The organism is Diaphorobacter ruginosibacter (assembly GCF_014395975.1).
GTDB classification, from domain to species: domain Bacteria; phylum Pseudomonadota; class Gammaproteobacteria; order Burkholderiales; family Burkholderiaceae_C; genus Diaphorobacter_A; species Diaphorobacter_A ruginosibacter.
Window position 1 is genome coordinate 4,816,328 of record NZ_CP060714.1, and the last position, 20,914, is coordinate 4,837,241.

The following is a 20,914-nucleotide window of genomic DNA, read 5'->3' on the forward strand; positions in this document are numbered from 1 at the left end:
TCTCCGTGATAGTGAAGAGCGCGATCATGAACCGATATCCGGTCTGGAAATACGCGATCATGGTGATCGTGTTGCTGTTGGGGGTGCTGTACACCCTGCCGAACTTCTTCGGCGAAGCTCCCGCAGTACAGGTGTCGTCCATCAAGGCGACCGTGAAGGTGGACAACGCCGTGCGGCAGCGCGTGGAAGAAGCGCTGAAGGCCGGCAGCCTCACGCCCGACTCCGTGGTGCTCGAGGGCAACTCGATCTTTGCCCGCTTCGACTCGGTCGACAACCAGGCCAAGGCCAAGTCGGTCATCGAGAAGGCGCTCATCCCCGATTCGTCCGACCCGACGTTCATCGTGGCCCAGAACATGCTCACGCGCTCGCCGGCCTGGCTGACCGCGCTGCATGCGCGCCCGATGTACCTGGGCCTGGACCTGCGCGGCGGCGTGCACTTCATGCTGCAGGTGGACATGGCCGCGGCCATCACCAAGAAGGTGGAGTCCTATGCGGGTGACCTGCGCTCCTCGCTGCGCGACAAGAACATCCGCCATGGCGGCGTGAGCCGTGACGGCGACGCGGTCGAGGTGAAGGTGCGCGACGACGCCACGCTCACGGCCGCGCGGAACCTGGTTTCCGACAATTTCCCCGACCTGGTCACCACCAGCAGCCCGCAGGGCGACGGCTTCGTGCTGCGCGCCACGATCAAGCCCGATGCGATGCGCAAGGTGCAGGAGCAGGCGCTCAAGCAGAACATCACCACGCTGCATAACCGTATCAACGAACTCGGCGTGGCCGAGCCGGTGATCCAGCAGCAGGGACTGGACCGCATCATCGTCCAGCTGCCCGGTGTGCAGGACACGGCCAAGGCCAAGGACATCCTGGGCCGCACGGCGACCCTCGAAGTGCGCCTGGTGGACGAGAGCTCCGAGGCACGATCGGCCGAGCTGGGCCAAGGCCCCGTGCCGTTCGGCAGCGAGAAGTATCTCGACCGCAACCAGATGCCCGTGATCGTCAAGAAGCAGGTCATCCTGACCGGCGAGAACCTCAACGACGCACAGCCCGGCTTCGACGGCCAGACCCAGGAGCCCACCGTCAATCTGACGCTGGACGCCAAGGGCGCGCGCATCTTCAAGGACGTGACCCGCGACAACGTGGGCAAGCGCATGGCCATCATCCTGTTCGAGAAGGGCAAGGGCGAGGTCGTGACCGCTCCCGTGATCCGCACGGAAATCGGCGGCGGACGCGTGCAGATTTCCGGCCGCATGACGACGGTGGAAGCCAATGACACCTCGCTGCTGCTGCGTGCCGGCTCGCTGGCCGCGCCCATGGAAATCATCGAGGAATACACCATCGGCCCGAGCCTGGGCGAAGACAACATCCAGCGCGGTATCCACAGCGTGGTCTGGGGCATGGCAGCGATCGCGGTGTTCATGTGCTTCTACTACATGATCTTCGGCGTGATCTCGACGATCTCGCTGGGCGTGAATGTGCTGCTGCTGCTGGCCATCCTGTCGATGCTGCAGGCCACGCTCACGCTGCCGGGCATTGCGGCCATGGCGCTGGCGCTCGGCGTCGCCATCGACTCGAACGTGCTGATCAACGAGCGCATCCGCGAGGAACTGCGCGCGGGCGTTGCGCCCCAGCAGGCGATTTCCGCCGGTTACCAGCATGCCTGGGCGACCATCCTGGACTCGAACGTGACCACGCTGATCGCGGGCCTCGCGCTGCTCGCATTCGGCTCCGGCCCGGTGCGCGGCTTTGCGGTGGTGCACTGCATCGGCATTCTGACCAGCATGTTCTCCGCCGTGTTCTTCTCGCGCGGCCTGGTGAATCTCTGGTACGGCCGCCAGAAGAAGCTCAAGAGCGTCTCCATCGGCCAGGTCTGGAAGCCGGAAGGTGATTCCGGCCACCGCTCCGTGGCCTCGGGCCGTGCTGTCAGCGACAGCGATGGCGATCAATAAGAAAGGGGAAGACCATGGAGTTTTTCCGCATCAGAAAAGACATTCCGTTCATGAAATACGCGTTGGTTCTCAACGCGATTTCTGCCATCACCTTCGCGCTTGCGGTGTTCTTCCTGCTCACGCGCGGCCTGCACCTGTCCGTGGAATTCACGGGCGGCACGGTCATGGAGGTGGCCTACCAGCAGACCGCTGACATCGGCAAGGTGCGCGAGGCCGTGGCGACCGCGGGCTTCACGCAGGACGTGACGGTGCAGAACTTCGGCGGCTCGCGTGATGTGATGATCCGCCTGCCGGTGCAGAAGGGCGTCACCTCGGCGCAGCAGAGCGAGCAGGTGATGACCGCTTTGAAGGCGGCTGATCCATCCGTGACCCTGCGTCGCACCGAGTTCGTCGGCCCGCAGGTGGGCGAGGAACTGGTGCATGGCGGCCTGATGGCGCTCGGCATGGTGGTGCTGGGCATCATCATCTACCTGGCTTTCCGCTTCGAGTGGAAGTTCGGCGTGGCCGCAGTGATCGCCAACTTGCATGACGTGGTGATCATCCTGGGCTTCTTCGCGTTCTTCCAGTGGGAGTTCTCGCTGTCCGTGCTGGCGGGTGTGCTGGCGGTGCTGGGCTACTCGGTCAACGAGTCGGTCGTGATTTTCGACCGGATCCGCGAGGCCTTCCGCAAGTTCCGCAAGCTCAGCACGGCCGAAGTGATCGACCACGCCATCACCTCGACCATGAGCCGTACCATCATCACCCACGCCTCGACCGAGGCGATGGTGCTGTCGATGTTCTTCTTCGGCGGCCCGAGTCTGCACTACTTTGCATTGGCACTCACTATTGGTATTCTGTTCGGTATCTACTCTTCCGTGTTCGTTGCCGCAGCCATCGCCATGTGGCTGGGCGTCAAGCGCGAGGATCTGGTCAAGGCTCCCAAGGGCAAGGACCTCGATCCGAACGATCCGAACGCGGGAGCGACCGTATAAGGCCTGCTGCGAGGCACCATGAGGTGCCCGAAATGTCATGAGGGAGCCCTGACGCCACATTCTTGATTTTCCGTTTCAGAAACATCAAGGATGTGGCTCAGGTCCCCGGTCTGGCGGCGGGGGATAGACCCATAGGCCTTCGCCGCACATAATTGCCCCACCTATGGAATATCCGCCCTCATCCACCACCGATCAGCGTCTGGCACAGTATGGCCGTCAGCGTTTTTCCGAGGGCTTGGTCGCTGGCCTGCCCGGTCTGGGCAACAGGCTCCAGGAGTTCGCATCCACGCTGGCCGCGCAGACGGGAACCTTGAAGGACATGCAGTCGCGCCGCGACTCCTGGATGTCCTATTCCGGACATGAGCGCGAGTGGCTTGCACGTGTGAAGCAGGCATGGCTCGACGCGGCACAGGCGTCAAGCGAAGGGGCTGCGGCACCATCCACCACGCAATCGCAGGAGCTGTCCCTCGATGGCGGGCTGGAACTGCTCAGCGACGACGTGGTGGAGAACAAGATCCTCGCATCGCGCATCGCCCTCACGGTGAGCGAGCATGTGGGCAATCACTACGAAACGGTCCGGCTGCGTTCTCAGCGGCTGCTGGGGCAGGAGCTGTCGTCCAAGGACCTGCTGCGGCCCGAGACCGTCTGCCTGCATCTGGTCAATCAATGGATCGACTGCGGCATGTCGCGCTCCGACCTGCAACTGATGCTCGATCCGCTGCAGACCGAGTTGTCGCAACTGCTGGAAAGCCAATACCAGGCGCTCAACAAGCTGTACGAGGAGCGCGGCGTGTCCGCCACCACGGCCCATGACCTGCGTGCCCGCGTCAAGCGCACGGCATCGGGTTCGGCTGCCGGCGGGGCCACCGCACCGGGCATGCCCCACAGCGGCTTCGACAGCGGACCCGCGCCCATGGGCAGCGGTTTTGCGGGAGTGCCCGCCAGCAGCGCGTTCGTGATGCCCCAGGCGACGGGGTGGGCCGGTGCGGCCGCGCAGGGCGCCGGGCAGATTCCGCCGCAGTTGCTGGCGCAGCTCAATGCACAGATGCAGGCCAATGCGCAATTGAACGCGCAACTCAATGCACAGATGGTGGCCGCACCATTCATTGCACCGCTGCAGCGCGCGCGCCAGCGTGCGGCAGCCGTGATGGTCCAACTGCGCAACATGCTGACCCAGCCGGTCATGAACTACGACATGGTCAACGCGCCACCGGCGTCGGCGGCGCTCGTGCAGGCCATGACCGACTATCGCAACATCTCTCCCGACACCATGCTGGTGACCGTCCCGGGAGGCATGGCGGCCATGACGCAGCCGCAGGACTATTCACCCCAGGTCGTCTACCAGGTGATGGGCGCCATGCGCGAGCGCGCCACGGAATTCAAGAAGAAGGCCACCACGGCCAGCGAAAAGGCGATCATCGAAGTGGTGGCGCTGATGTTCCAGAGCATCCTGAACGAGGATCGCCTGCCGCCGTCCATTCGCGTCTGGTTTGCGCGCCTGCAGGTGCCGGTGCTGCGCGTGGCCCTGGCCGAGCCCGATTTCTTCAGCAACATGACGCATCCCGCGCGCCAGCTCATCGATCGCATGGGCTCGTGCGTGCTGGGCTTCGATGCCGCCACCATCAACGGCACGGCGCTGGAAGCCGAAGTGCGTCGCATCGTGCAGGTGATCGAGCAGTACCCCGAGACCGGCAGCCGCGTCTTCCAGCTGGTGTTCGAGGAGTTTGAGCGCTTCATCGCGAAGTCGCTCGCGGAGAGCTCGAGCACGCAGAAGATCGTGGGCGTGGCCCAGCAGGTGGAGCAGCGCGAGACGCTGGCCGTGCAGTACACGATCGAGCTGCGGGACATGCTCAAGGACATGCAGGTGCGCGACGAGATCCGCGACTTCCTGTTCAAGAGCTGGGCCGAGGTGCTGGCGGTCTCCGCCCTGCGCAACGGTCCGCAGCACGCCGACACGGTGGCGCTCAAGCGCTCTGCCGCCGACCTGGTCTGGGCCGCGAGCGCCAAGCCGCATCGCGCGGAGCGCGCCCAGGTCATCCAGCACCTGCCGGCGCTGCTGCAGAACCTGCGACATGGCCTGAGCCTCACGGGGGTCAGCGGGGCGCCGCAGGATGCGCAGATCAAGATTCTCACCGATACCCTGGCCGATGCCTTCCTCTCGAAGACGGCCACCATCCCGCGCGCGCACATCGATGCCATGGTCAAGCGCCTCGCCAATCTGGAGGACGTGATCGGCGATACGGATGCGGGCGATATTGCGCTCAATGCCGAGAACGTCGAAATGCTGCTGGGCATCGATGCCTCGTCCTTGCAGGTGATTCCCGACAACGGCACGGCGGTGCGCGACGAGATCGTGCGCTGGGCGCAGCAGATGTCGCTTGGTGCCTGGTTCACGCTCGACCACAACGGCAACTCGGCGCAGGTGCAGTACGCATGGCATAGCCAGCGCAAGCAGCTGCACCTGTTCGTGGCCATGGACGGTACCAGCTACCTGATCCAGTTGCGCCGCCTGGGTGCCTACCTGCAGTCGGGCCTGCTGGTGGCCAAGGAAGAGGAAGCCCTGACCATGCGCGCGACGCGCGATGCGCTGGTCAAGCTCCATGCCAATCCGGAGCGGCTGCTCGGATAGGCGCTGTCCCTATGGCCCTGCCGCAGACCTTGCCCAACGCGTACACGGACAGTGCGGCGCCCTCCGCTGCGCTGCCGCCGTTCTTTGCCGTGTCGCTGCGCAAGTTTGCGTTGCTGAGCGTCTGCACGCTGGGGCTGTACCACTTGTACTGGTTCTACCGGCATTGGCAGCATGTCCGTGCATGGAGCAGCGATCAGGCGTTCTCGCCGGCCCGGCGCACGCTGCTGTTCTTCCTCTATGGCTTCGTGCTTTTCGCGCGGGTGCGTGCGCTCGACCTGCAGGCCAATGGCCGCTCGGGGCTGCGGCCTGTCCTGCTGGGCCTGGGCTATATTGCGGCGAACGCGTTCGATCTGCTGCCGGCTCCGTTCTGGTTGCTGAGCCTCTTCGGCTTCGTGTTCCTGCTGCCGGTGCAGTCCTGCGCGAACCGCCTCAATGAACAGCTGTGCGCGACGCCCTTCGAGCGCAATGCGCGGCTGACCGGATGGGACTGGCCCGTGGTGCTGCTGGGTATCGTTCTCGTGATATTCAGCGTGGTGGCCGCGATCGACGAAATGGGCGCATGACAAGCAAAGATGGAGACCATGGCGACACGCAAGAAAACCAAGAACAAGTCCCGGCGGCTGCAGTCCGCGATCCGTCTCATGCGTTCGAGGCGGCGCCTTTCGGCCTGCATCCTCATGACGACGGCGCTCGGCGGCTGCGAGGTGCAATGCCAGAATGAAGTGCTGGACACCCTGGCCTCGCCGCGAGGTGACTATGTGGCCGTGACCTTTGCGCGCAACTGCGGCGCAACCACGGGACAGAACACGCAGGTGTCTATCGTGCCTGCCCACGCGGACATTAAGGACTGCGCCGGAAATGCGCTGGCCGTCGATGGCCGGCCACCGCTGCGGCTGCAATGGAGAGCCGACGGGCAACTCGTCATTTCGGGCGCGGGCAACGCCCGGGCGTTCAAGAAGCAGGGCGAGGCCTCGGGCGTGGCCATCACCTACGAGTAGCCGCTTCCGCTGTCGCAGCTTCAGTCGAAGGCATCGTCGTCTGGAGCGGGGCTTCCCGCATTCCTGAGCACCTTGCGCACCACATCGCCGCCGAAACCGCGTGCGGCCAGAAAACGCATCTGCCGGGCGCGTTCCTGGGGCGTGTCGGCGATCGTCCTGCCGCCAAAGCGGGCGCGCCAGACGGCGGCGGCCCGTTCGAGCTCGCTGGCCTGCAGCTCGGCCGCGGTGGCCTTGATGAGCGCATCATCGAGGCCCTTGCTGCGCAGTTCCTGCACGACGCGCTGCGTGCCCATGCGCGCTGCGCGGCGATGCACGACGGACGCGGCAACCCGCTCGGGGTCGATGAAATTCTTCGCCTCCAGCTCGTCCAGGATGGCGTTCAGGTCGTCGCCTTCCTCCTCGTTCACATGGCGCGCGAGCTTGGCCTCGAGTTCCTTGCGCGAGTGCTCGCGCTGGGCCAGCAATTTCAGCGCGCGGCCCTTGAGCGACAATTTGGCGAATCCCATGGGCTGACAACCAATCCGGCAATAAAGCAAAAAGGGGCCGTCCAGCCAGGGTGGCTGTGCGGCCCGTGAAGTCGAAAATGATTCGACAATTGCAAAGAAAACTGTTGAAAGTGGCGCAGCGCGAGCGGATCAGGCTTCGCCGTCGTCCTCGGCCTCGTCGCCGCCCGCGCCAGGCGCCGCGGCCACGGCAGTCACGCCGATCAGCGGGATGTTCAGCGACTCGCGCACCTTGTTCTCGATCTCGATGGCGAGGTCGCGGTTCTCGCGCAGGAATTCGCGCGAGTTGTCGCGGCCCTGGCCGATCTTCTCGCCGTTGTAGGCATACCAGGCACCGCTCTTCTCGATGATGCGCGCGTTCACGCCCATGTCGATGATTTCGCCCTCGCGCGAGATGCCTTCGCCGAACAGGATGTCGAACTCGGCCGTCTTGAACGGAGGCGAGACCTTGTTCTTCACGACCTTCACCTTGGTCTCGTTGCCGATGGCCTCGTCGCCCTTCTTGATGGTTCCAGTGCGGCGGATGTCGAGACGCACGGAGGCGTAGAACTTCAGCGCATTGCCGCCGGTGGTGGTCTCGGGCGAACCGAACATCACGCCGATCTTCATGCGGATCTGATTGATGAAGATGACCATGCAATTGGTCTTCTTGATGGTTGCGGTGAGCTTGCGCAGTGCCTGGCTCATCAGGCGGGCCTGCAGGCCGGGCAGGGCGTCGCCCATCTCGCCTTCGATTTCTGCCTTGGGCGTGAGCGCGGCGACCGAGTCGACGACGATCAGGTCCACCGCGCCGGAGCGCACCAGTGAATCGACAATCTCGAGCGCCTGCTCGCCGGTGTCGGGCTGGCTGATCAGCATGTCGCTGAGGTTCACGCCAAGCTTTTGCGCATAGGAGGTGTCGAGCGCATGTTCCGCATCGATGAACGCGCAGGTGCCGCCCTGCTTCTGCATTTCGGCAATGACCTGCAGCGTGAGCGTGGTCTTGCCCGAGCTTTCGGGACCGTAGATCTCGACCACACGGCCGCGGGGCAGGCCGCCCACGCCCAGCGCAACGTCAAGGCCCAGCGAACCGGTGGAGACGACCTGGATGTCCTCGATCTTCTCGCCTTCGCCCAGGCGCATGATGGTGCCCTTGCCGAACTGCTTTTCGATCTGTGCCAGGGCGGCTTGCAGCGCCTTGGCCTTTTCGCTGGTGTCTACGGTGCTCTTCACAGTGGTGTCCATGGATGGGGTCCTCTTGCTTGTTGCCATTGCGCTTTCCGTTTGAATCTGAGAATAACTGTATTTAATAACAGTCTGTATGCTTGAGCAGTAGTTTATGCCGGGATACTTTTCCGTCAAAGGTGTTTTTAGTCAGTTTGCCTGACAATATGCCATCCACGGCACAACGCAAGGAATACGCCCATGTCCGACAACCTGCACCCGGCAGCTCCCGCCTCCGATGCCTGGCGTGAAACCCATCTGGGCCGGTTGCTCGGACATGCCATGCGCCGCTTCGACGAGCGCGTCTACCAGCTCATGGCGCACGACGTGGAGGTGCCGCTGGCGCTCTCGAACCTGGCGGCACGCGAGCAGGTCAGCGCAGCCCATATCCACATCACGCGGCACCTGTCGCTGGCGGGCGATCGCGTGACGGACCTGGCGCAGTCCGCAGGCATGACCAAGCAGGCGATGGCCAGCCTGGTCGACCAATGCGAGGCCTGGGGGCTGGTGACCAAGGCGTCCGACCCGCACGACGCGCGCGCCCGTATCGTGCGTTTCACGGAGACGGGGCTGGCATGGCTCAAGGCGTTTGAGATGGCGGTGGCGCAGGCGGAAGCCGAGTTTCGGGAGGCCGTGGGCGAGGATGTCGCGACGGTGGTGGCGCTGGGCCTCGAGGCCTACGCGGGAGCGGACTGAAATCGGGTGTGCAGTGCGGCCGCATGCTCCATGTGGTGCACGAAGTGGGAGAGCTCCGGGGGCGTGGCCTGGCCATCCTTGGCCTGATCGTCCCAGCGGCGTAGCGCAATGGCCTCCTGCGCGAAAGGTCGGGCGGCAAATTCCCGGGCCTGATCCTGCGTGAAGACACCGCCTTGCAGCGACAGGCTGCGCACGGAATCGGCCGAGAGCGACGCGAGATAACCGGACTCGCGCGCACAGAGGTAACGCTTGGCCTCGACGTGCATGCGGATGGGCGCCAGCGTGGCCTCGCCGAACAGCCCACGCAGGAACGGAATGCAGAGGTATTGGTGCAGGTCGTCGACGCCCTCGATGGTGGGTGAGCCCTGCATGCCGTGCAGCAGGTGGCCCAGGTCGTGGAGCAGGGCGGCGGTGATCAGGTCGCTGCCGGCGCCGGACTGTTCTGCGAAGTGGGCGGTCTGGAGAGCATGTTCCAACTGGGTGACCGGCTCGCCGTCGTATCGGGCGTGGCCCCGGGTTTCGAACAGGTGGACGATATCGGCAATGTTCAGGCCCACAAAGGCGCTCCTTGCACGGGACGCACAGCACCGGAAGGAAAACTGTCTATCTGATGCATGAATCCGAAGTGCGGCCAAGATCGCTTGATTTGAATCAAAACAGTATCCATCAATGAGCAAATAACAATGTTTAACCGTATTGGTGGAACGATTGTGACGGTTTCGTAACTTTTAACTTACACGTGTGTTTATTTGATTTAAATTGATAACACATGTGCCGCCCCGGGTGGGTCAGGCCATGCCATCGCCTGCCGCGCACCCCCGGGCCCTGCGCATCCGGGCGTGCCTCTGCCATGTGCTCGCCGCTGCGCAGCCAGTTTCAGAAATCTCAGGAGTCGTCTTGTCTATTCCCCATTACCGCCCTTGGCGCCGTTGCGCCGAGCTGTCGGAGCCTTGCATGAAGAATGCGGGCCAGCAGCCCCCACCGTTGTCCTCCGCTGGAAGCTCCCGCTGGAAGCTGGCCGCATTTCTTGCGGCCGGGCTGTCCCCCTTGTGGGCACAGGCTGCAACAAACTATGACGTGCTGGTCAATCAGGACGTCTTTCTGGAGCAGACGGGCACCAGCGGCAACACAGTCGATAACGGCCCTGCCGGCGGACAGTTCATTCTGCGGACCAAGGTCAAGATCAATGGGGGCAGCGGGACGTTGAGCAACGTGACGCTGACCGAAAAGCTGCCCGTGGGAGCGATCTTCCAAGGTGTTACTCCCGCGTGGTGTCCAGCGGCACCGGCTCCCGGCACCGTCATCACTGCAGGCAACGCCAGCATTGAGTGCACCCTGCCCGCAGTGGACTCTGCAGACTTCGTCAATGTGGATTTCAAGGTGCTGCTGCCAACGCGCGGAACCGATTGGACATTCACCGCCTCTACCGCCCCCGTGGCGGGCAATAGCGACATCGACGCCGGCAACAACAACGGCATTGCGCGCGGCATCACGACCTACGAGCGTGCTGATCTGGCCGTGCGCATTGCCGCTCCGGCCAATGACTCCACGGTCACCCAGGGTGCCGTGGTGAACTACCAGGTCGTGGCCAGCAACGCGGACTCCACCTACGCCTTCCCGTTGAAGGAAGGGGAAAAGGCCGTTGTGCGTTTTGCGCAGCCCACGGGCACCCAGTTCCAGGGATCGCCAACAGGCAACGGATGGATCTGCACTCCAGGATCAGATGCCACCACCAGCCCTCCAACGCCCTACCAGGACTGCACCTATACCGTTCCGGCGGGAACCAGCATTGCCAAGGGCGGCGACCTGCCTGCATTGACCTTCCCGGCGCTGGTGCAAGTCGGCTCGGGCCAAGTGCCCGCACAAGCCTCCATCAAGGGGCTGGATGCAGGGGGCAACGAGTTTGCCGAGTCCGTTTGGACGAACAACACGACCAATACGGCGATCAACGTTCAGCCCAACCAGCAGTTGGACATGGCACTGATCAAAACGGTCAACACGCCGACGCTCGACATGGACGCGACGGGCGACGTGCCGGTGGAGTACACCTTGAAGGTCAGCCGCAACTCCGGGTTGTTGAGCCCGGACGGCATAACCGTGACCGACACGCTCCCGGCCGGGGTGAGCTACACCGGTTTCACGGGCCCGGACTGGAGCTGCTCTGCAGCCGGCCAGCAGGTGACCTGCACCTACGGCGGCAACCTGACGCTGGGCAATACCAATCCCGCGACGTTTCCGAACCTCGTCATCCAGGCTTTGGTGGCTCAGGCCACGCTGAATGGGGCCACCGAGGGTGCCACCCTGGTCAATCAGGCCGTGTTGAGCGTACCCAACGAGTCCGCAACGAGTGATCTCGACAACAACCAGTCGTCGGCGAAGATGACGGTCACCGACAAGCTCAATCTGGCGATCAGCAAGACGGCCAGCGCCTCGGTGGTGGCATCGGGCCAGGATTATTTCTACAACATTCCCGTCACGAACAACGGACCGCTGAACGTGCGGCCGGGCCAGACCATCACCATCACCGACCAGCTCGACCCGCGTCTGGAGTTCCTCGGCGTGGTGCCCGCAGACTCTCCGTGGAGCTGCACTCCCGCGACGTCCAGCACGCTGGGCGCGCTCATTACCTGCACGCTGAACACCGGCCTGGATGCGCGCGCGACCAGCACGCTGAGGCTGAATGTCAGGCCGCACCTGAATAACGGCGAGTTTGCCAAGATCGAGAATCAGGCGACTCTGACGGGGGTTCAAGGTCGTACGCAAGTGACTACCCTGACCAACAAGCCTTCGGTCAACCTGTCCGGACTGGTGGCTGATCTCTCCATCACCAAGGACCGGCTGCTCACCCCCGCGGCAGAACATACGCCGGTCTATCCCCACGGCAACAACGCTTCGGGATCGGAGGTCGTTTATACGCTGCAGGTCATGAACAACCCGGTGGCCGGTCAATCGACCCAGACGGCCAGAACCGTCACCGTGACCGACACGGTGAACAACCTGATCAACACTGCCAGGGCAACCGCGCTGGGAGCAGAGAATGTGCCGCTGTACACGCAGAGCGGTCGTTACCTGACCGCAGAGGTCCAGATGCCCGAACTCACGGGACTTCCCATCCCCCTGCCCAGCGCCGATCTGTGCACGCTGAGCAATACCAACGCGGACACCGCCTCGCAGGTGGCCTGTACGCTGCACAACCTGCCGGTCAGCGACACCCTGGTCTACACCATCGTCATCAAGGCACGCCAATGGGTGGATCCTGCTGCTGCGGGCACGCAGAGCAACACGATCTCGAACACCGCCAACGTTCGCTCTTCCGACACCGCGGAATACGCACAGGGCAAGCCCAACAGTGCCACGGTGACGTTGGACCTGGAAGCGCGGACCGACATGACCGTGACCAAGGTGCCGAACCCGCAGGGCTCCGCCGCGGCGGGCCAGCCCATCACCTATACGCTGACGGCCAAGAATGCCGGTCCATCGGCGGCGCGGCGTGTCAAGCTGGAAGACGTTCTGCCCGTGGGCGCGATCTGGGTGCAGCTCCCGGCATTCAGCGACAACGGCGGCTCCTGCCGATTGACGGACGGAGGCAGTAGCGCCAAAGCCATCGTCGTGGGAGAGTTGATTGATGCTACGTACACGCACCTGGTGTGCGCATGGAATGACAGCGTTGCGTTCGGCTTGAATGATCAGCGGTACGTGACCTACCAACTGCGCTCCGTGACCAAGGACGCGCCATCGCAACTGGACAACGCAGTCCATGTCAGCACGGCAACGCCCGAGATCAACGATGCGAACAACGATGCCAGTGCACGCGTGACCCTGGATGCGCCTCAGGTGGACGTGCTGATCAACATGAAGCACACCCACGACGGCATTCCGCTCGACACCGGTGCAACGCAGTACACCATCACGGTGACCAACAATGCCGCGTCCACCTCCTACGCCACCGGCGTGAGGATGACCGAGCAATTCGCGCAACCGGACTCCACGGCAACGTTCGAGTTCATCTCCCTGGACGGCATTACCTCTTCGCAGGCTGGGCATGTGATGGATCTGAGCGCCTGCACCACGGTTCCTGCGGCGGGTGCGACGACGGGGCCGCTGATCTGCGACTTCCCCTGGCTCGCGCCGGGTGAGTCGGTGCAGATCAAGTTCACCATGAAGCCCAAGGAACTGAAGGATGGCCGCCCGGTGGGCACGATCTACCATGCCGCCTCGGTGAGTGCGGACGTGGAGCAGTTGCCCGCGCTGGATGTGAATGCCAACAACCAGACCACGGATCGCACATCCACCTACGACCCGGCGCAGGTGTCGGACCCAAGCGACATCCGCTACATCGACCTGTCCGTCACCAAGGATGCGAGCTACCCCGCCGAGGGCGTGCTGGTGGGTGATGAAATCGCCTACACGCTGACCGTGAAGAACGAGGAGGATCCTGCACAGGTTCCCGCGCTGGATCTGGTGAACGGCCGTGCCATGCTGACCGACGAACTGCCGGAGGGTGTCGAGCTTGTCGGCAACGAGCCCGCAGGCTGCAGCTACGCGGCCGCAACGCGGGAGCTGAGCTGCGAGATCGCGAACCTGAAGGCGGGTGAGTCGGTGGACTTCAGCTTCCGCGTGAAGGTCACCGCGCTTGCCGATGGCCAGACAATGGTGGCCAACACGGCGGTTGTCAGCAATCTGGGCGATCCCAAGGATCCCAACAACCAAAGCCGCAAGGACGTGCCGGTGGCCTTGGTGGATCTGTCGCTTGCCAAGTCGGTGGACAAGAGCGAAGCCCGGGCGACCGATCCCCTGGTCTACACCCTGGTGGTGACCAACCACGGCCCCTCGGCCAGCAAGGCCGGCGAAATCACCGACACACTGCCCGCTGGTGTGAACTTTGTGTCGTCGCCCGATTGCACGGCGGTGGGCAATACCGTGAGCTGCGCCGTCGGGCCGCTCGCCAAGGATGCCACCCAGTCCTTCACGATCATGGCAGAGGTCGGTTCCACCGTGGAAGGCCCGCTCAGCCTGGTCAATACCGCGACGGTGAGCACCCCGGGTGATACGAACCCGGGCAACAACACGGGCTCGGCGACCACGAAGGTTCCCAAGAGCGATGACAACGGCAATTCGGGCAAGGTGCCGCCAGACGGCAATCTGACGCCCGTCCCGGCGCTCGGCACTCTGGGCCTGATCCTGCTGGGCCTGGCCACGTTCGTCGTGGGAGGTACTTCCATGCGTCGCCGCCGTGGCTGACATGGAGATGCCCGGCTGAACCAGCCGAGGCACCGCTGACTGCCTGGCAGTCTGCCAATCGCGCCCCTGGCTCCCGAGCCCGGGGCGCTTTTTTGTGCGGGACTCCTCGAGTCTTCTGCCCGCGTGCAACCCGCAAGGTCAGGCCTGCGGGTTGTCCTTGCTACCAGGGCAGCGAATACGTCTTGGTGTTGGTGAAGCTCTTCATGGCTTCCAGCACGCCTTCCTTGTAGCCCAGGCCCGAATCCTTGATGCCGCCGAACGGTGTCAGCTCAAGTCGGTAGCCCGGTACCTCGCGGATGTTGACGCTGCCTACGTTCAACTCGCTGATGAAGCGCGTGATGTAGTCGAGGCGGTTGGTGCAGATCGACGAGGACAGGCCGAAGGCCGTGCCGTTCGAGAGCCGGATCGCCTCCTCGATGGAGCCGAAGCGGATCACGGGCGAGACCGGGCCGAAGGTTTCTTCGCGGGCCACGCGCATGTCGAGTGTCACGTTGTCGAGCACCGTCGGCGAATACAGGGCGCCCTTGCGAACATTGCCGCATCTGAGCGTCGCGCCGGCGGCGATGGCTTCGTTCACCACGGTCTCGAAATAGATCGCGGCCTCCTCGTCAATGACCGTGCCCATGTCCACATCCGGATCCATCGGGTCGCCATATTTCAGGGCCTGGGTCTTCTCGACGAGCAGATCGACGAAGCGGTCGGCCACCGATGCATGCACCAGCATGCGCTTGATCGCCGTGCAGCGCTGGCCGCTGTTCTTGTAGCTGCCGCTGGCGGCGAGCGTGGCGGCCTCCTCGATGTCAGCGTCTTCCATCACGATGATCGGATCGTTGCCGCCGAGCTCCAGGATCTGGCGCTTGTAGACCGCCTTGCCCGCGATGTACTTGCCGATCGGCACGCCGCCGGTGAAGGTCACCAGGTCCACGTCGTCGCTCGTGAGCATCTCGTCGCAGATCTCGCGCGGGTCGCCGGAAACCACGCTGAGCATTTCAGGCGGCAGGCCGGCCTCGTACAGGATGTCGGCCAGCACGTATGCGGTGAACGGGGTCTTCTCGCTGGGCTTGAGCACCGTGCGGTTGTTGGTCGCGATGGCGGGGGCGATCTTGTGGATCACCTGATTGAGCGGGTGGTTGAATGGCGTGATCGCGGTGATCACGCCCTGCAGCGGCTCGCGCAGCGTATAGACCTTGCGGCTCTTCCCATGGTGCGTGAGATCGCAGGAGAACACCTGGCCGTCATCGACCAGCGCCTGGTTGGCCGCGAACAGCAGCACGTCAGAGGCGCGTCCCACCTCGTAGAGCGAGTCCTTGCGGCACAGGCCCGATTCGAGCGTGATGAGCCGGGAGATCTCGTCGAGGCGCGAGGCGATGATCTCGCCCGCGCGCATGAGGATCTGGTAGCGCTCGTAGCGCGTGAGCCTGGACTTGTAGCTGCGCGCAATGCGGTACGCACGGCGCACGTCTTCCAGCGTGGCCTTGCCGATGGTGCCGATGACTTCGCCGGTGTAGGGGTAGGTGACGTCGATACGCTCCCGTGTTTCGACGTGTTCGCCCGCGATGCGCAGGGTTTCGTGCCGCAGGCTGGAGGCAGTGGTGGTCATGGCTGGGTTTCCTCAGGCTGCGGCATGGTTGAGCGCCAGATCGAGCGCGTCGAAGTTGCGCAGCCGACGGCCGGCGGCGAGCCCCGAGATGGGGCGGTTGCAGATCAGCGGAACGCGTTGCTCGGAGACGCCGCCATGCGAGCGCAGCGGTGCGTCCAGGCCCGACAGGTCGTGGCGGCTCCGGGATGTGCCGACCACGGTGTTCTTCTCGCTCACGACAACGATGTCGCCGATGCGGTCGGCGGGCAACTCGAACCGGCTGGCCGCTTCTTCGCGCGTCAGGGCCAACTCGATGCCGGGAAGTTGCGCAAGGCGCGCGATCCACTCGCCGGCCGTCGCGGCGTCGGGTGCGTACACAGTGGCGAACGAGCCGAGCGCTCCGTGGTGCACGACATAAGGATCGGTGATCGGCAGGATCACGCGTGCCTTCTGCGCTCCGTACCAGTCATCGAGCACGTCCTGCAGGTAGATCACCTGCGGCTGGCCACTTGCATCGTGCTTGTCGTTCATGCCGTGGTCGGCAGTGAGCACAATGGTGCAGCCCATGGCATCGAGCTGCGCGAGGTACTTGTCCATCATCGCGTAGAACGCGTTGGCGGCCTCGGAGCCGGGTGCGGCCTTGTGCTGCACGTAGTCGGTGGTGGAGAGGTACATCAGGTCCGGGCGGCGCGTTTCCATGAGCTTCACCCCCGAGGCGAACACGAATTCCGAGAGCTCGGCGCTGTAGACCGACGGCACGGGCATCTGCACGAGACCGAGCACATCGGCGATGCCGTTCTCTTCCAGGGTCACCTGGTCCGCTTTCTCGGAGGAGAAGCAGATGCCCTCCATGCCCTTGCCCAGCAGCTTGCGCAGCTTGTCCTTGGCGGTGACCACGGCAACCTTGGCGCCCTTGTCGGCGAAGGCCGCCAGCACGGTGCCGGCGCGCAGGTACTTGGGGTCGTTCATCATCACTTCCTCGCCGAGCTCGCGGTCGAAGAAGTAGTTGCCGCAGATGCCGTGGACGGCGGGCGGCGCGCCGGTGACGATCGAGAGGTTGTTGGGGTTGGTGAACGAGGGCACCACGCAATCGGCCAGCAGGTCTGCGCCTTGCGAACGCATGCGCGCGAGATGCGGTGCGACGCCCGCGGCAACGGCGGCATCCAGGTAGGCGGGCTCGCAGCCATCCACGCAGACCACCACGACAGGGTGCGGCATCCAGCGATAGTGGCGGTTGTTGACCTCGATGGTCTGGGGAGTCGTCATCTCAGGCTTTCTTGGAGGAAGAGGGGGAAGAGGTGGACAGGTCGGCCGGGGCGGTGCGGCCCATGGCCTTGTGCATGCGTGCGCGGCTGTCGGCCACGTGCTGGCGCATGGCCTGTGCGGTGCGCTCCGCATCGCCCGAGGCCATCGCTTCGACGATCTGGCTGTGCTCGTCGACCGATACGCGCAGGCCGCCGCCGTCGTCGAGCGCGCGCATGCGGAACAGCGACAGTTCCTTGATCAGGCGCTGGTAGGTTTCCGTGAGCTTGCCGCTGCCGGCGGTGTCGAGCAGGATGTCGTGGAACTGCAGGTTGAGCTGGGCGTAGTGTTCGAGGTTTCCCGCCTGGGCCGCCACGCGCATGGCGTCGATCATGGCCCTGAGCCGGGCCACGCCATCCGGCGAGATCCTGCGCGCAACGCGACGGCCGATCACCTCTTCGAGCGCTTCGCGCAGCTCATAGATTTCGTCGGCTTCCTCGAACGAAATCTCGCGCACGAACATGCCCCGGTTCTTTTCGGTGCGCAGCAGCCCGGCTTCCTCGAGCGAGCGCAGCGCCTCGCGCACGGGCCCGCGGCTGGTATGAAAGCGCGCTGCCATGTCGCTTTCGTTGATGCGGCTTCCGACGGGCAGTTCGCCCGTCATGATGAGGCGCTCGATTTCTTCCTGAACAAGCATGGGCAGCGAGCTCGATTGCAGGAAGGCCAGTGCGGAGGAGGGTTTGCTGTGGTCCATGAAGTGCATTGTTGAATCTGAATTGCAAACTGTCAACAGTTTTTAATTTACAGTTTCGTGACAATGTGCGCATGCGCAGGGCGTACGTCCGGGATGGGGTGCGTCGATGCCCGGTCTTACAATTTCGCCAGAGTACCGTCCGATCGTCCGCTGCACCGCATCTGCTGCGGGGCCGACCCGGAGCAGGTTCCCTCACACAGGCTCAGGAGACAGGCATGCGAATTCTCATAGCGGAAGATGACCAGGTTCTTGCGGATGGCCTGCTGCGCACGCTGCGAGCATCCGGGGCCGTGGTGGACCATGTCGCCAATGGCTCCGAGGCCGACTCGGCCCTGCTCACGAACAACGAGTTCGATCTGCTCATCCTCGACCTGGGCCTGCCCAGGATGCACGGCCTGGAGGTGCTCAAGCGCCTGCGCAGCCGTGGCTCGGCGATGCCGGTGCTGATTCTCACGGCCGCCGACAGCGTGGAGGAGCGCGTGCAGGGGCTCGACTACGGGGCGGACGACTACATGGCCAAGCCGTTCTCGCTGCAGGAGCTGGAAGCCCGCGTGCGCGCACTCACGCGGCGCGGCATGGGGGGCGCCAGCAGCGTCATCAAGCACGGGCCGCTCACCTATGACCAGACCGGCCGGGTGGCGACGATCGAGGGCAAGATGGTCGAGCTCTCCGCTCGCGAGCTGGGGCTGCTGGAGGTGCTGCTGCAGCGCGCGGGGCGGCTGGTGAGCAAGGACCAGCTGGTCGAGCGGTTGTGCGAGTGGGGCGAGGAGGTGAGCAACAACGCCATCGAGGTGTACATCCACCGCCTGCGCAAGAAGATCGAAAAGGGTCCGATCCGCATCGCCACCGTGCGCGGGCTGGGATACTGCCTCGAGAAAATACCGGGGTGAGCGGCACGTACGTCGGCACGACGCGAACTGTCAGCCGAGCTGTCAGCCTCGTGAATGACTGGCGCCCGATACTGGCTCTCCACACCGCCCTGAAGGCCCCGCCTTGAAGATCTTCCAGCGCGAGCAGCGTTCCCTCTTCGGTGAGATCCTGGACTGGATGCTCACGCCGCTGCTTTTGCTCTGGCCGGTGAGCCTGGCGCTGACCTGGCTGGTCGCCCAGGGCCTGGCGAACAAGCCGTTCGACCGGGCGCTCGAATACAACGCGCAGGCGCTTGCGCAGCTGGTCACGCTGCAGAACGGCAAGGTGCAGTTCAACCTGCCGCAGCCCGCGAGCGAGATCCTGCGGGCCGACGAGTCGGACATCGTCTACTACCAGGTGCTGGCGCCGGACGGGCGTTTTCTCTCGGGTGAGCGGGACCTGCCCAGGCCGCCGGAGGACGAGGTGCCGTTCTCCAGCGAGGTGCGGCTGCGCGATGCGGAGATGCGCGGCGTGGACATCCGCATTGCCTACATCTGGGTGCGCGTGCCGCTTCCCGATGCCCCGGCTGCGCTGGTCCAGGTGGCCGAGACGCGCTCCAAGCGCAGTGTGCTGGCCACCGAAATCATCAAGGGCGTGATGCTGCCGCAGTTCGTCATCCTGCCGCTGGCGGTGCTGCTGGTGTGGCTGGCGCTGGCGCGCGGCATCAAGCCATTGCACCTGCTGGAGGAGCGCATTCGCGCGCGCAAGCCCGACGATCTTTCGCCGCTGGACCACAAGGCGGTTCCGATGGAAGTGGCGCCGCTCGTCGATTCGGTGAACGACCTTTTGCGCCGGCTCAACGAATCCATCGCCACGCAGAAGCGCTTTCTCGCGGATGCGGCGCATCAGCTGAAGACGCCGCTGGCGGGCCTGCGCATGCAGGCCGACCTGGCGCAGCGCGAAGGCACGAGCACCGAGGAGCTCAAGCTTTCGCTCAAGCAGATCGGCCGCTCCTCGATCCGTGCGACACACACGGTCAACCAGCTGCTGTCCATGGCGCGCGCGGAGGGCGGCAGCACCTCGGGCCTGCAGCGCCAGCCCGTTGATCTGGCGCGGCTCGTGATCGATGTGGTGCAGGACAGCGTGCCGCGCGCGCTCGACAAAGGCATCGACCTGGGCTACGAGGGGGCGGAGCCGCGCGCTCCCGGCGTGCTGATGGAGGGCAACGCCACGCTGCTCAAGGAGCTGGTGCGCAACCTCGTGGACAACGCCATCAACTACACGCCCTCGGCACCCGACAGGCCGGGGGTGGTCACGGCGCGCGTGCTGGCCGATACCTTCGGCAAGGTGGTGATGGTGCAGGTGGAGGATTCTGGCCCTGGCGTGCCGGAGGCCGAGCGCGAACTGGTGTTCCAGCCCTTCTACAGGGCGCTGGGCACCGAGGCCGATGGCTCGGGCCTGGGCCTGCCCATCGTGCGCGAGATCGCACGCCAGCATGGCGCGGAGGTCCGGCTGGAGGATGTGCGGCCGGGAGCAACGGTGCCCGGCGCGAAATTCAGCGTGCAGTTCGTGGCGCTGGCCGAGTCGGCGGGCAAGGACCGAAGCTCAGCCTGACGAGGCACCTGTTCTGCTGCGCCACAGTGCCTCGGCGTGCCGCAGGTCATCGACGGTGTCGACGTCGGTGACGATGCCTTCGTCGTCCAGCTCCAGATCCAGCACGCGATGCCGCTCTCGCGCGGCGCGCACGACGGAGGAGGCGCCTTTGTCGCCCGACAGCGCGAGGAGCTGCTCCCGCAAGCCTTGCACGAAGCCGACCGGGTGCCCCTGCATGCCATGGAAGCGGGGCACCACGACATCATGATCGGTGGCGAGGGCCAGCGCCGATGCGACCCGCACGAGGGATCGCGGCCGCACCAGCGGCAGGTCGCCCGGAATGACCAGCCAGCCGTTGCCGGAGGCGGTGGCCCGCACACCGGCGGCGATCGAGTCGCCCATGCCCGGTCCGCCTTCGCCCGTGTTCACCACGTGCCATTGCAGGCCTGATTCCTCCGCGTTGCGGATGGCATGCTCGAGCACCGAGGCATCGCCAATACGCGCGGCGAGCTTGTGCGAGGCCCCGCCCGACGCCAGGAAGCGCGAGCCGCTGCCGGCGGCGAGGATCAGGAGCATTGGCAAGGAGGACATGGTATTCGCTGCAGTGGGAAGGCAGGATGCGAAAGGCCCGGCGGGCGGCGCCGTGCCATGGGAGCACATCGTTTCGTCATTCTTTCATAACCCTCGGGCAAGCGGTGGCGCGGTGCGAC

At 64.6% G+C, this 20,914-nt stretch carries 16 protein-coding genes; 9 read left to right on the forward strand and 7 right to left on the reverse strand.

Annotated elements, in window-relative coordinates; translation table 11 throughout:
• The first annotated feature begins 26 nt into the window (after positions 1–26).
• From secD to H9K76_RS21685, 5 genes are all read left to right on the forward strand, one after another.
• Positions 27–1,946 (forward strand): protein translocase subunit SecD, encoded by a 1,920-nt coding sequence (gene secD, locus H9K76_RS21665; RefSeq protein WP_187597320.1) that lies wholly within the window; start codon positions 27–29, stop codon positions 1,944–1,946.
• Between the two features lie 14 nt (positions 1,947–1,960).
• The gene (secF, locus tag H9K76_RS21670) at positions 1,961–2,917 is read left to right on the forward strand and encodes a protein translocase subunit SecF (RefSeq protein ID WP_187597321.1); all 957 of its coding nucleotides are present in this window, start codon (positions 1,961–1,963) and stop codon (positions 2,915–2,917) included.
• A 163-nt stretch (positions 2,918–3,080) separates the two neighbouring features.
• On the forward strand, positions 3,081–5,546 hold the full coding sequence (locus H9K76_RS21675; protein ID WP_187597322.1) for a DUF1631 family protein: 2,466 nt from the start codon (positions 3,081–3,083) through the stop codon (positions 5,544–5,546).
• Between the two features lie 11 nt (positions 5,547–5,557).
• A complete protein-coding gene (locus H9K76_RS21680) occupies positions 5,558–6,109 on the forward strand; it encodes a DUF4234 domain-containing protein (RefSeq protein ID WP_187597323.1) in 552 nt (183 codons plus the stop codon).
• Between the two features lie 18 nt (positions 6,110–6,127).
• Positions 6,128–6,544: a hypothetical protein gene (locus tag H9K76_RS21685; protein WP_187597324.1), complete on the forward strand. Its 417-nt coding sequence runs from the start codon at positions 6,128–6,130 to the stop codon at positions 6,542–6,544.
• Between the two features lie 20 nt (positions 6,545–6,564).
• Here H9K76_RS21685 and recX read toward each other — a convergent pair whose 3' ends face one another.
• On the reverse strand, positions 6,565–7,050 hold the full coding sequence (gene recX / locus H9K76_RS21690; protein ID WP_187597325.1) for a recombination regulator RecX: 486 nt from the start codon (positions 7,048–7,050) through the stop codon (positions 6,565–6,567).
• Positions 7,051–7,179: 129 nt separating this feature from the next.
• Positions 7,180–8,271, reverse strand: a complete 1,092-nt coding sequence (gene recA / locus H9K76_RS21695) for a recombinase RecA (RefSeq protein ID WP_187597326.1) — start codon at positions 8,269–8,271, stop codon at positions 7,180–7,182.
• Between the two features lie 180 nt (positions 8,272–8,451).
• Here recA and H9K76_RS21700 point away from each other — a divergent pair, with 180 nt between their 5' ends.
• Positions 8,452–8,946 carry a MarR family winged helix-turn-helix transcriptional regulator gene (locus H9K76_RS21700; RefSeq protein ID WP_187597327.1) on the forward strand — a complete coding sequence of 165 codons (495 nt, stop codon included), beginning with the start codon at positions 8,452–8,454 and terminating at the stop codon, positions 8,944–8,946.
• Here H9K76_RS21700 and H9K76_RS21705 read toward each other — a convergent pair.
• Positions 8,928–9,503 carry a phosphonate degradation HD-domain oxygenase gene (locus tag H9K76_RS21705; RefSeq protein ID WP_187597328.1) on the reverse strand — a complete coding sequence of 192 codons (576 nt, stop codon included), beginning with the start codon at positions 9,501–9,503 and terminating at the stop codon, positions 8,928–8,930. The genes H9K76_RS21700 and H9K76_RS21705 overlap by 19 nt on opposite strands.
• Positions 9,504–9,900: 397 nt before the next feature.
• Here H9K76_RS21705 and H9K76_RS21710 point away from each other — a divergent pair, with 397 nt between their 5' ends.
• Positions 9,901–14,187 (forward strand): DUF11 domain-containing protein, encoded by a 4,287-nt coding sequence (locus H9K76_RS21710; protein WP_187597329.1) that lies wholly within the window; start codon positions 9,901–9,903, stop codon positions 14,185–14,187.
• Positions 14,188–14,347: 160 nt separating this feature from the next.
• Here H9K76_RS21710 and phnY read toward each other — a convergent pair whose 3' ends face one another.
• The 3 genes from phnY to H9K76_RS21725 are packed head-to-tail and all read right to left on the reverse strand — an operon-like array spanning position 14,348 to position 17,762.
• Positions 14,348–15,787: a phosphonoacetaldehyde dehydrogenase gene (phnY, locus tag H9K76_RS21715; RefSeq protein WP_187597330.1), complete on the reverse strand. Its 1,440-nt coding sequence runs from the start codon at positions 15,785–15,787 to the stop codon at positions 14,348–14,350.
• Between the two features lie 12 nt (positions 15,788–15,799).
• The gene (gene phnA / locus H9K76_RS21720) at positions 15,800–17,032 is read right to left on the reverse strand and encodes a phosphonoacetate hydrolase (protein ID WP_187597331.1); all 1,233 of its coding nucleotides are present in this window, start codon (positions 17,030–17,032) and stop codon (positions 15,800–15,802) included.
• Between the two features lies 1 nt (position 17,033).
• Positions 17,034–17,762: a phosphonate utilization associated transcriptional regulator gene (locus tag H9K76_RS21725; RefSeq protein WP_187597332.1), complete on the reverse strand. Its 729-nt coding sequence runs from the start codon at positions 17,760–17,762 to the stop codon at positions 17,034–17,036.
• A 215-nt stretch (positions 17,763–17,977) separates the two neighbouring features.
• Here H9K76_RS21725 and H9K76_RS21730 point away from each other — a divergent pair, with 215 nt between their 5' ends.
• Together H9K76_RS21730 and H9K76_RS21735 are read left to right on the forward strand one after the other, a co-directional pair.
• A complete protein-coding gene (locus H9K76_RS21730) occupies positions 17,978–18,652 on the forward strand; it encodes a response regulator (RefSeq protein ID WP_187597333.1) in 675 nt (224 codons plus the stop codon).
• 103 nt (positions 18,653–18,755) lie between these two features.
• Positions 18,756–20,225 (forward strand): sensor histidine kinase N-terminal domain-containing protein, encoded by a 1,470-nt coding sequence (locus H9K76_RS21735; RefSeq protein ID WP_187597334.1) that lies wholly within the window; start codon positions 18,756–18,758, stop codon positions 20,223–20,225.
• Here the strand turns inward: H9K76_RS21735 and H9K76_RS21740 are convergent.
• Complete coding sequence (locus H9K76_RS21740; protein ID WP_187597335.1) at positions 20,217–20,795, reverse strand: nucleotidyltransferase family protein; 579 nt, start codon at positions 20,793–20,795, stop codon at positions 20,217–20,219. The genes H9K76_RS21735 and H9K76_RS21740 overlap by 9 nt on opposite strands.
• Positions 20,796–20,914 lie beyond the last annotated feature (119 nt).

Coding starts and splice junctions, on each gene's coding strand:
- H9K76_RS21710 (WP_187597329.1), top strand. CDS start 9,901: ATGAAGAATGCGGGCCAGCAGCCCCCACCGTTGTCCTCCGCTGGAAGC.
- H9K76_RS21740 (WP_187597335.1), bottom strand. CDS start 20,795: ATGTCCTCCTTGCCAATGCTCCTGATCCTCGCCGCCGGCAGCGGCTCG.
- H9K76_RS21675 (WP_187597322.1), top strand. CDS start 3,081: ATGGAATATCCGCCCTCATCCACCACCGATCAGCGTCTGGCACAGTAT.
- phnA (WP_187597331.1), bottom strand. CDS start 17,032: ATGACGACTCCCCAGACCATCGAGGTCAACAACCGCCACTATCGCTGG.
- phnY (WP_187597330.1), bottom strand. CDS start 15,787: ATGACCACCACTGCCTCCAGCCTGCGGCACGAAACCCTGCGCATCGCG.
- secD (WP_187597320.1), top strand. CDS start 27: ATGAACCGATATCCGGTCTGGAAATACGCGATCATGGTGATCGTGTTG.
- recA (WP_187597326.1), bottom strand. CDS start 8,271: ATGGACACCACTGTGAAGAGCACCGTAGACACCAGCGAAAAGGCCAAG.
- secF (WP_187597321.1), top strand. CDS start 1,961: ATGGAGTTTTTCCGCATCAGAAAAGACATTCCGTTCATGAAATACGCG.
- H9K76_RS21700 (WP_187597327.1), top strand. CDS start 8,452: ATGTCCGACAACCTGCACCCGGCAGCTCCCGCCTCCGATGCCTGGCGT.
- H9K76_RS21685 (WP_187597324.1), top strand. CDS start 6,128: ATGGCGACACGCAAGAAAACCAAGAACAAGTCCCGGCGGCTGCAGTCC.
- recX (WP_187597325.1), bottom strand. CDS start 7,050: ATGGGATTCGCCAAATTGTCGCTCAAGGGCCGCGCGCTGAAATTGCTG.
- H9K76_RS21680 (WP_187597323.1), top strand. CDS start 5,558: ATGGCCCTGCCGCAGACCTTGCCCAACGCGTACACGGACAGTGCGGCG.
- H9K76_RS21725 (WP_187597332.1), bottom strand. CDS start 17,762: ATGGACCACAGCAAACCCTCCTCCGCACTGGCCTTCCTGCAATCGAGC.
- H9K76_RS21730 (WP_187597333.1), top strand. CDS start 17,978: ATGCGAATTCTCATAGCGGAAGATGACCAGGTTCTTGCGGATGGCCTG.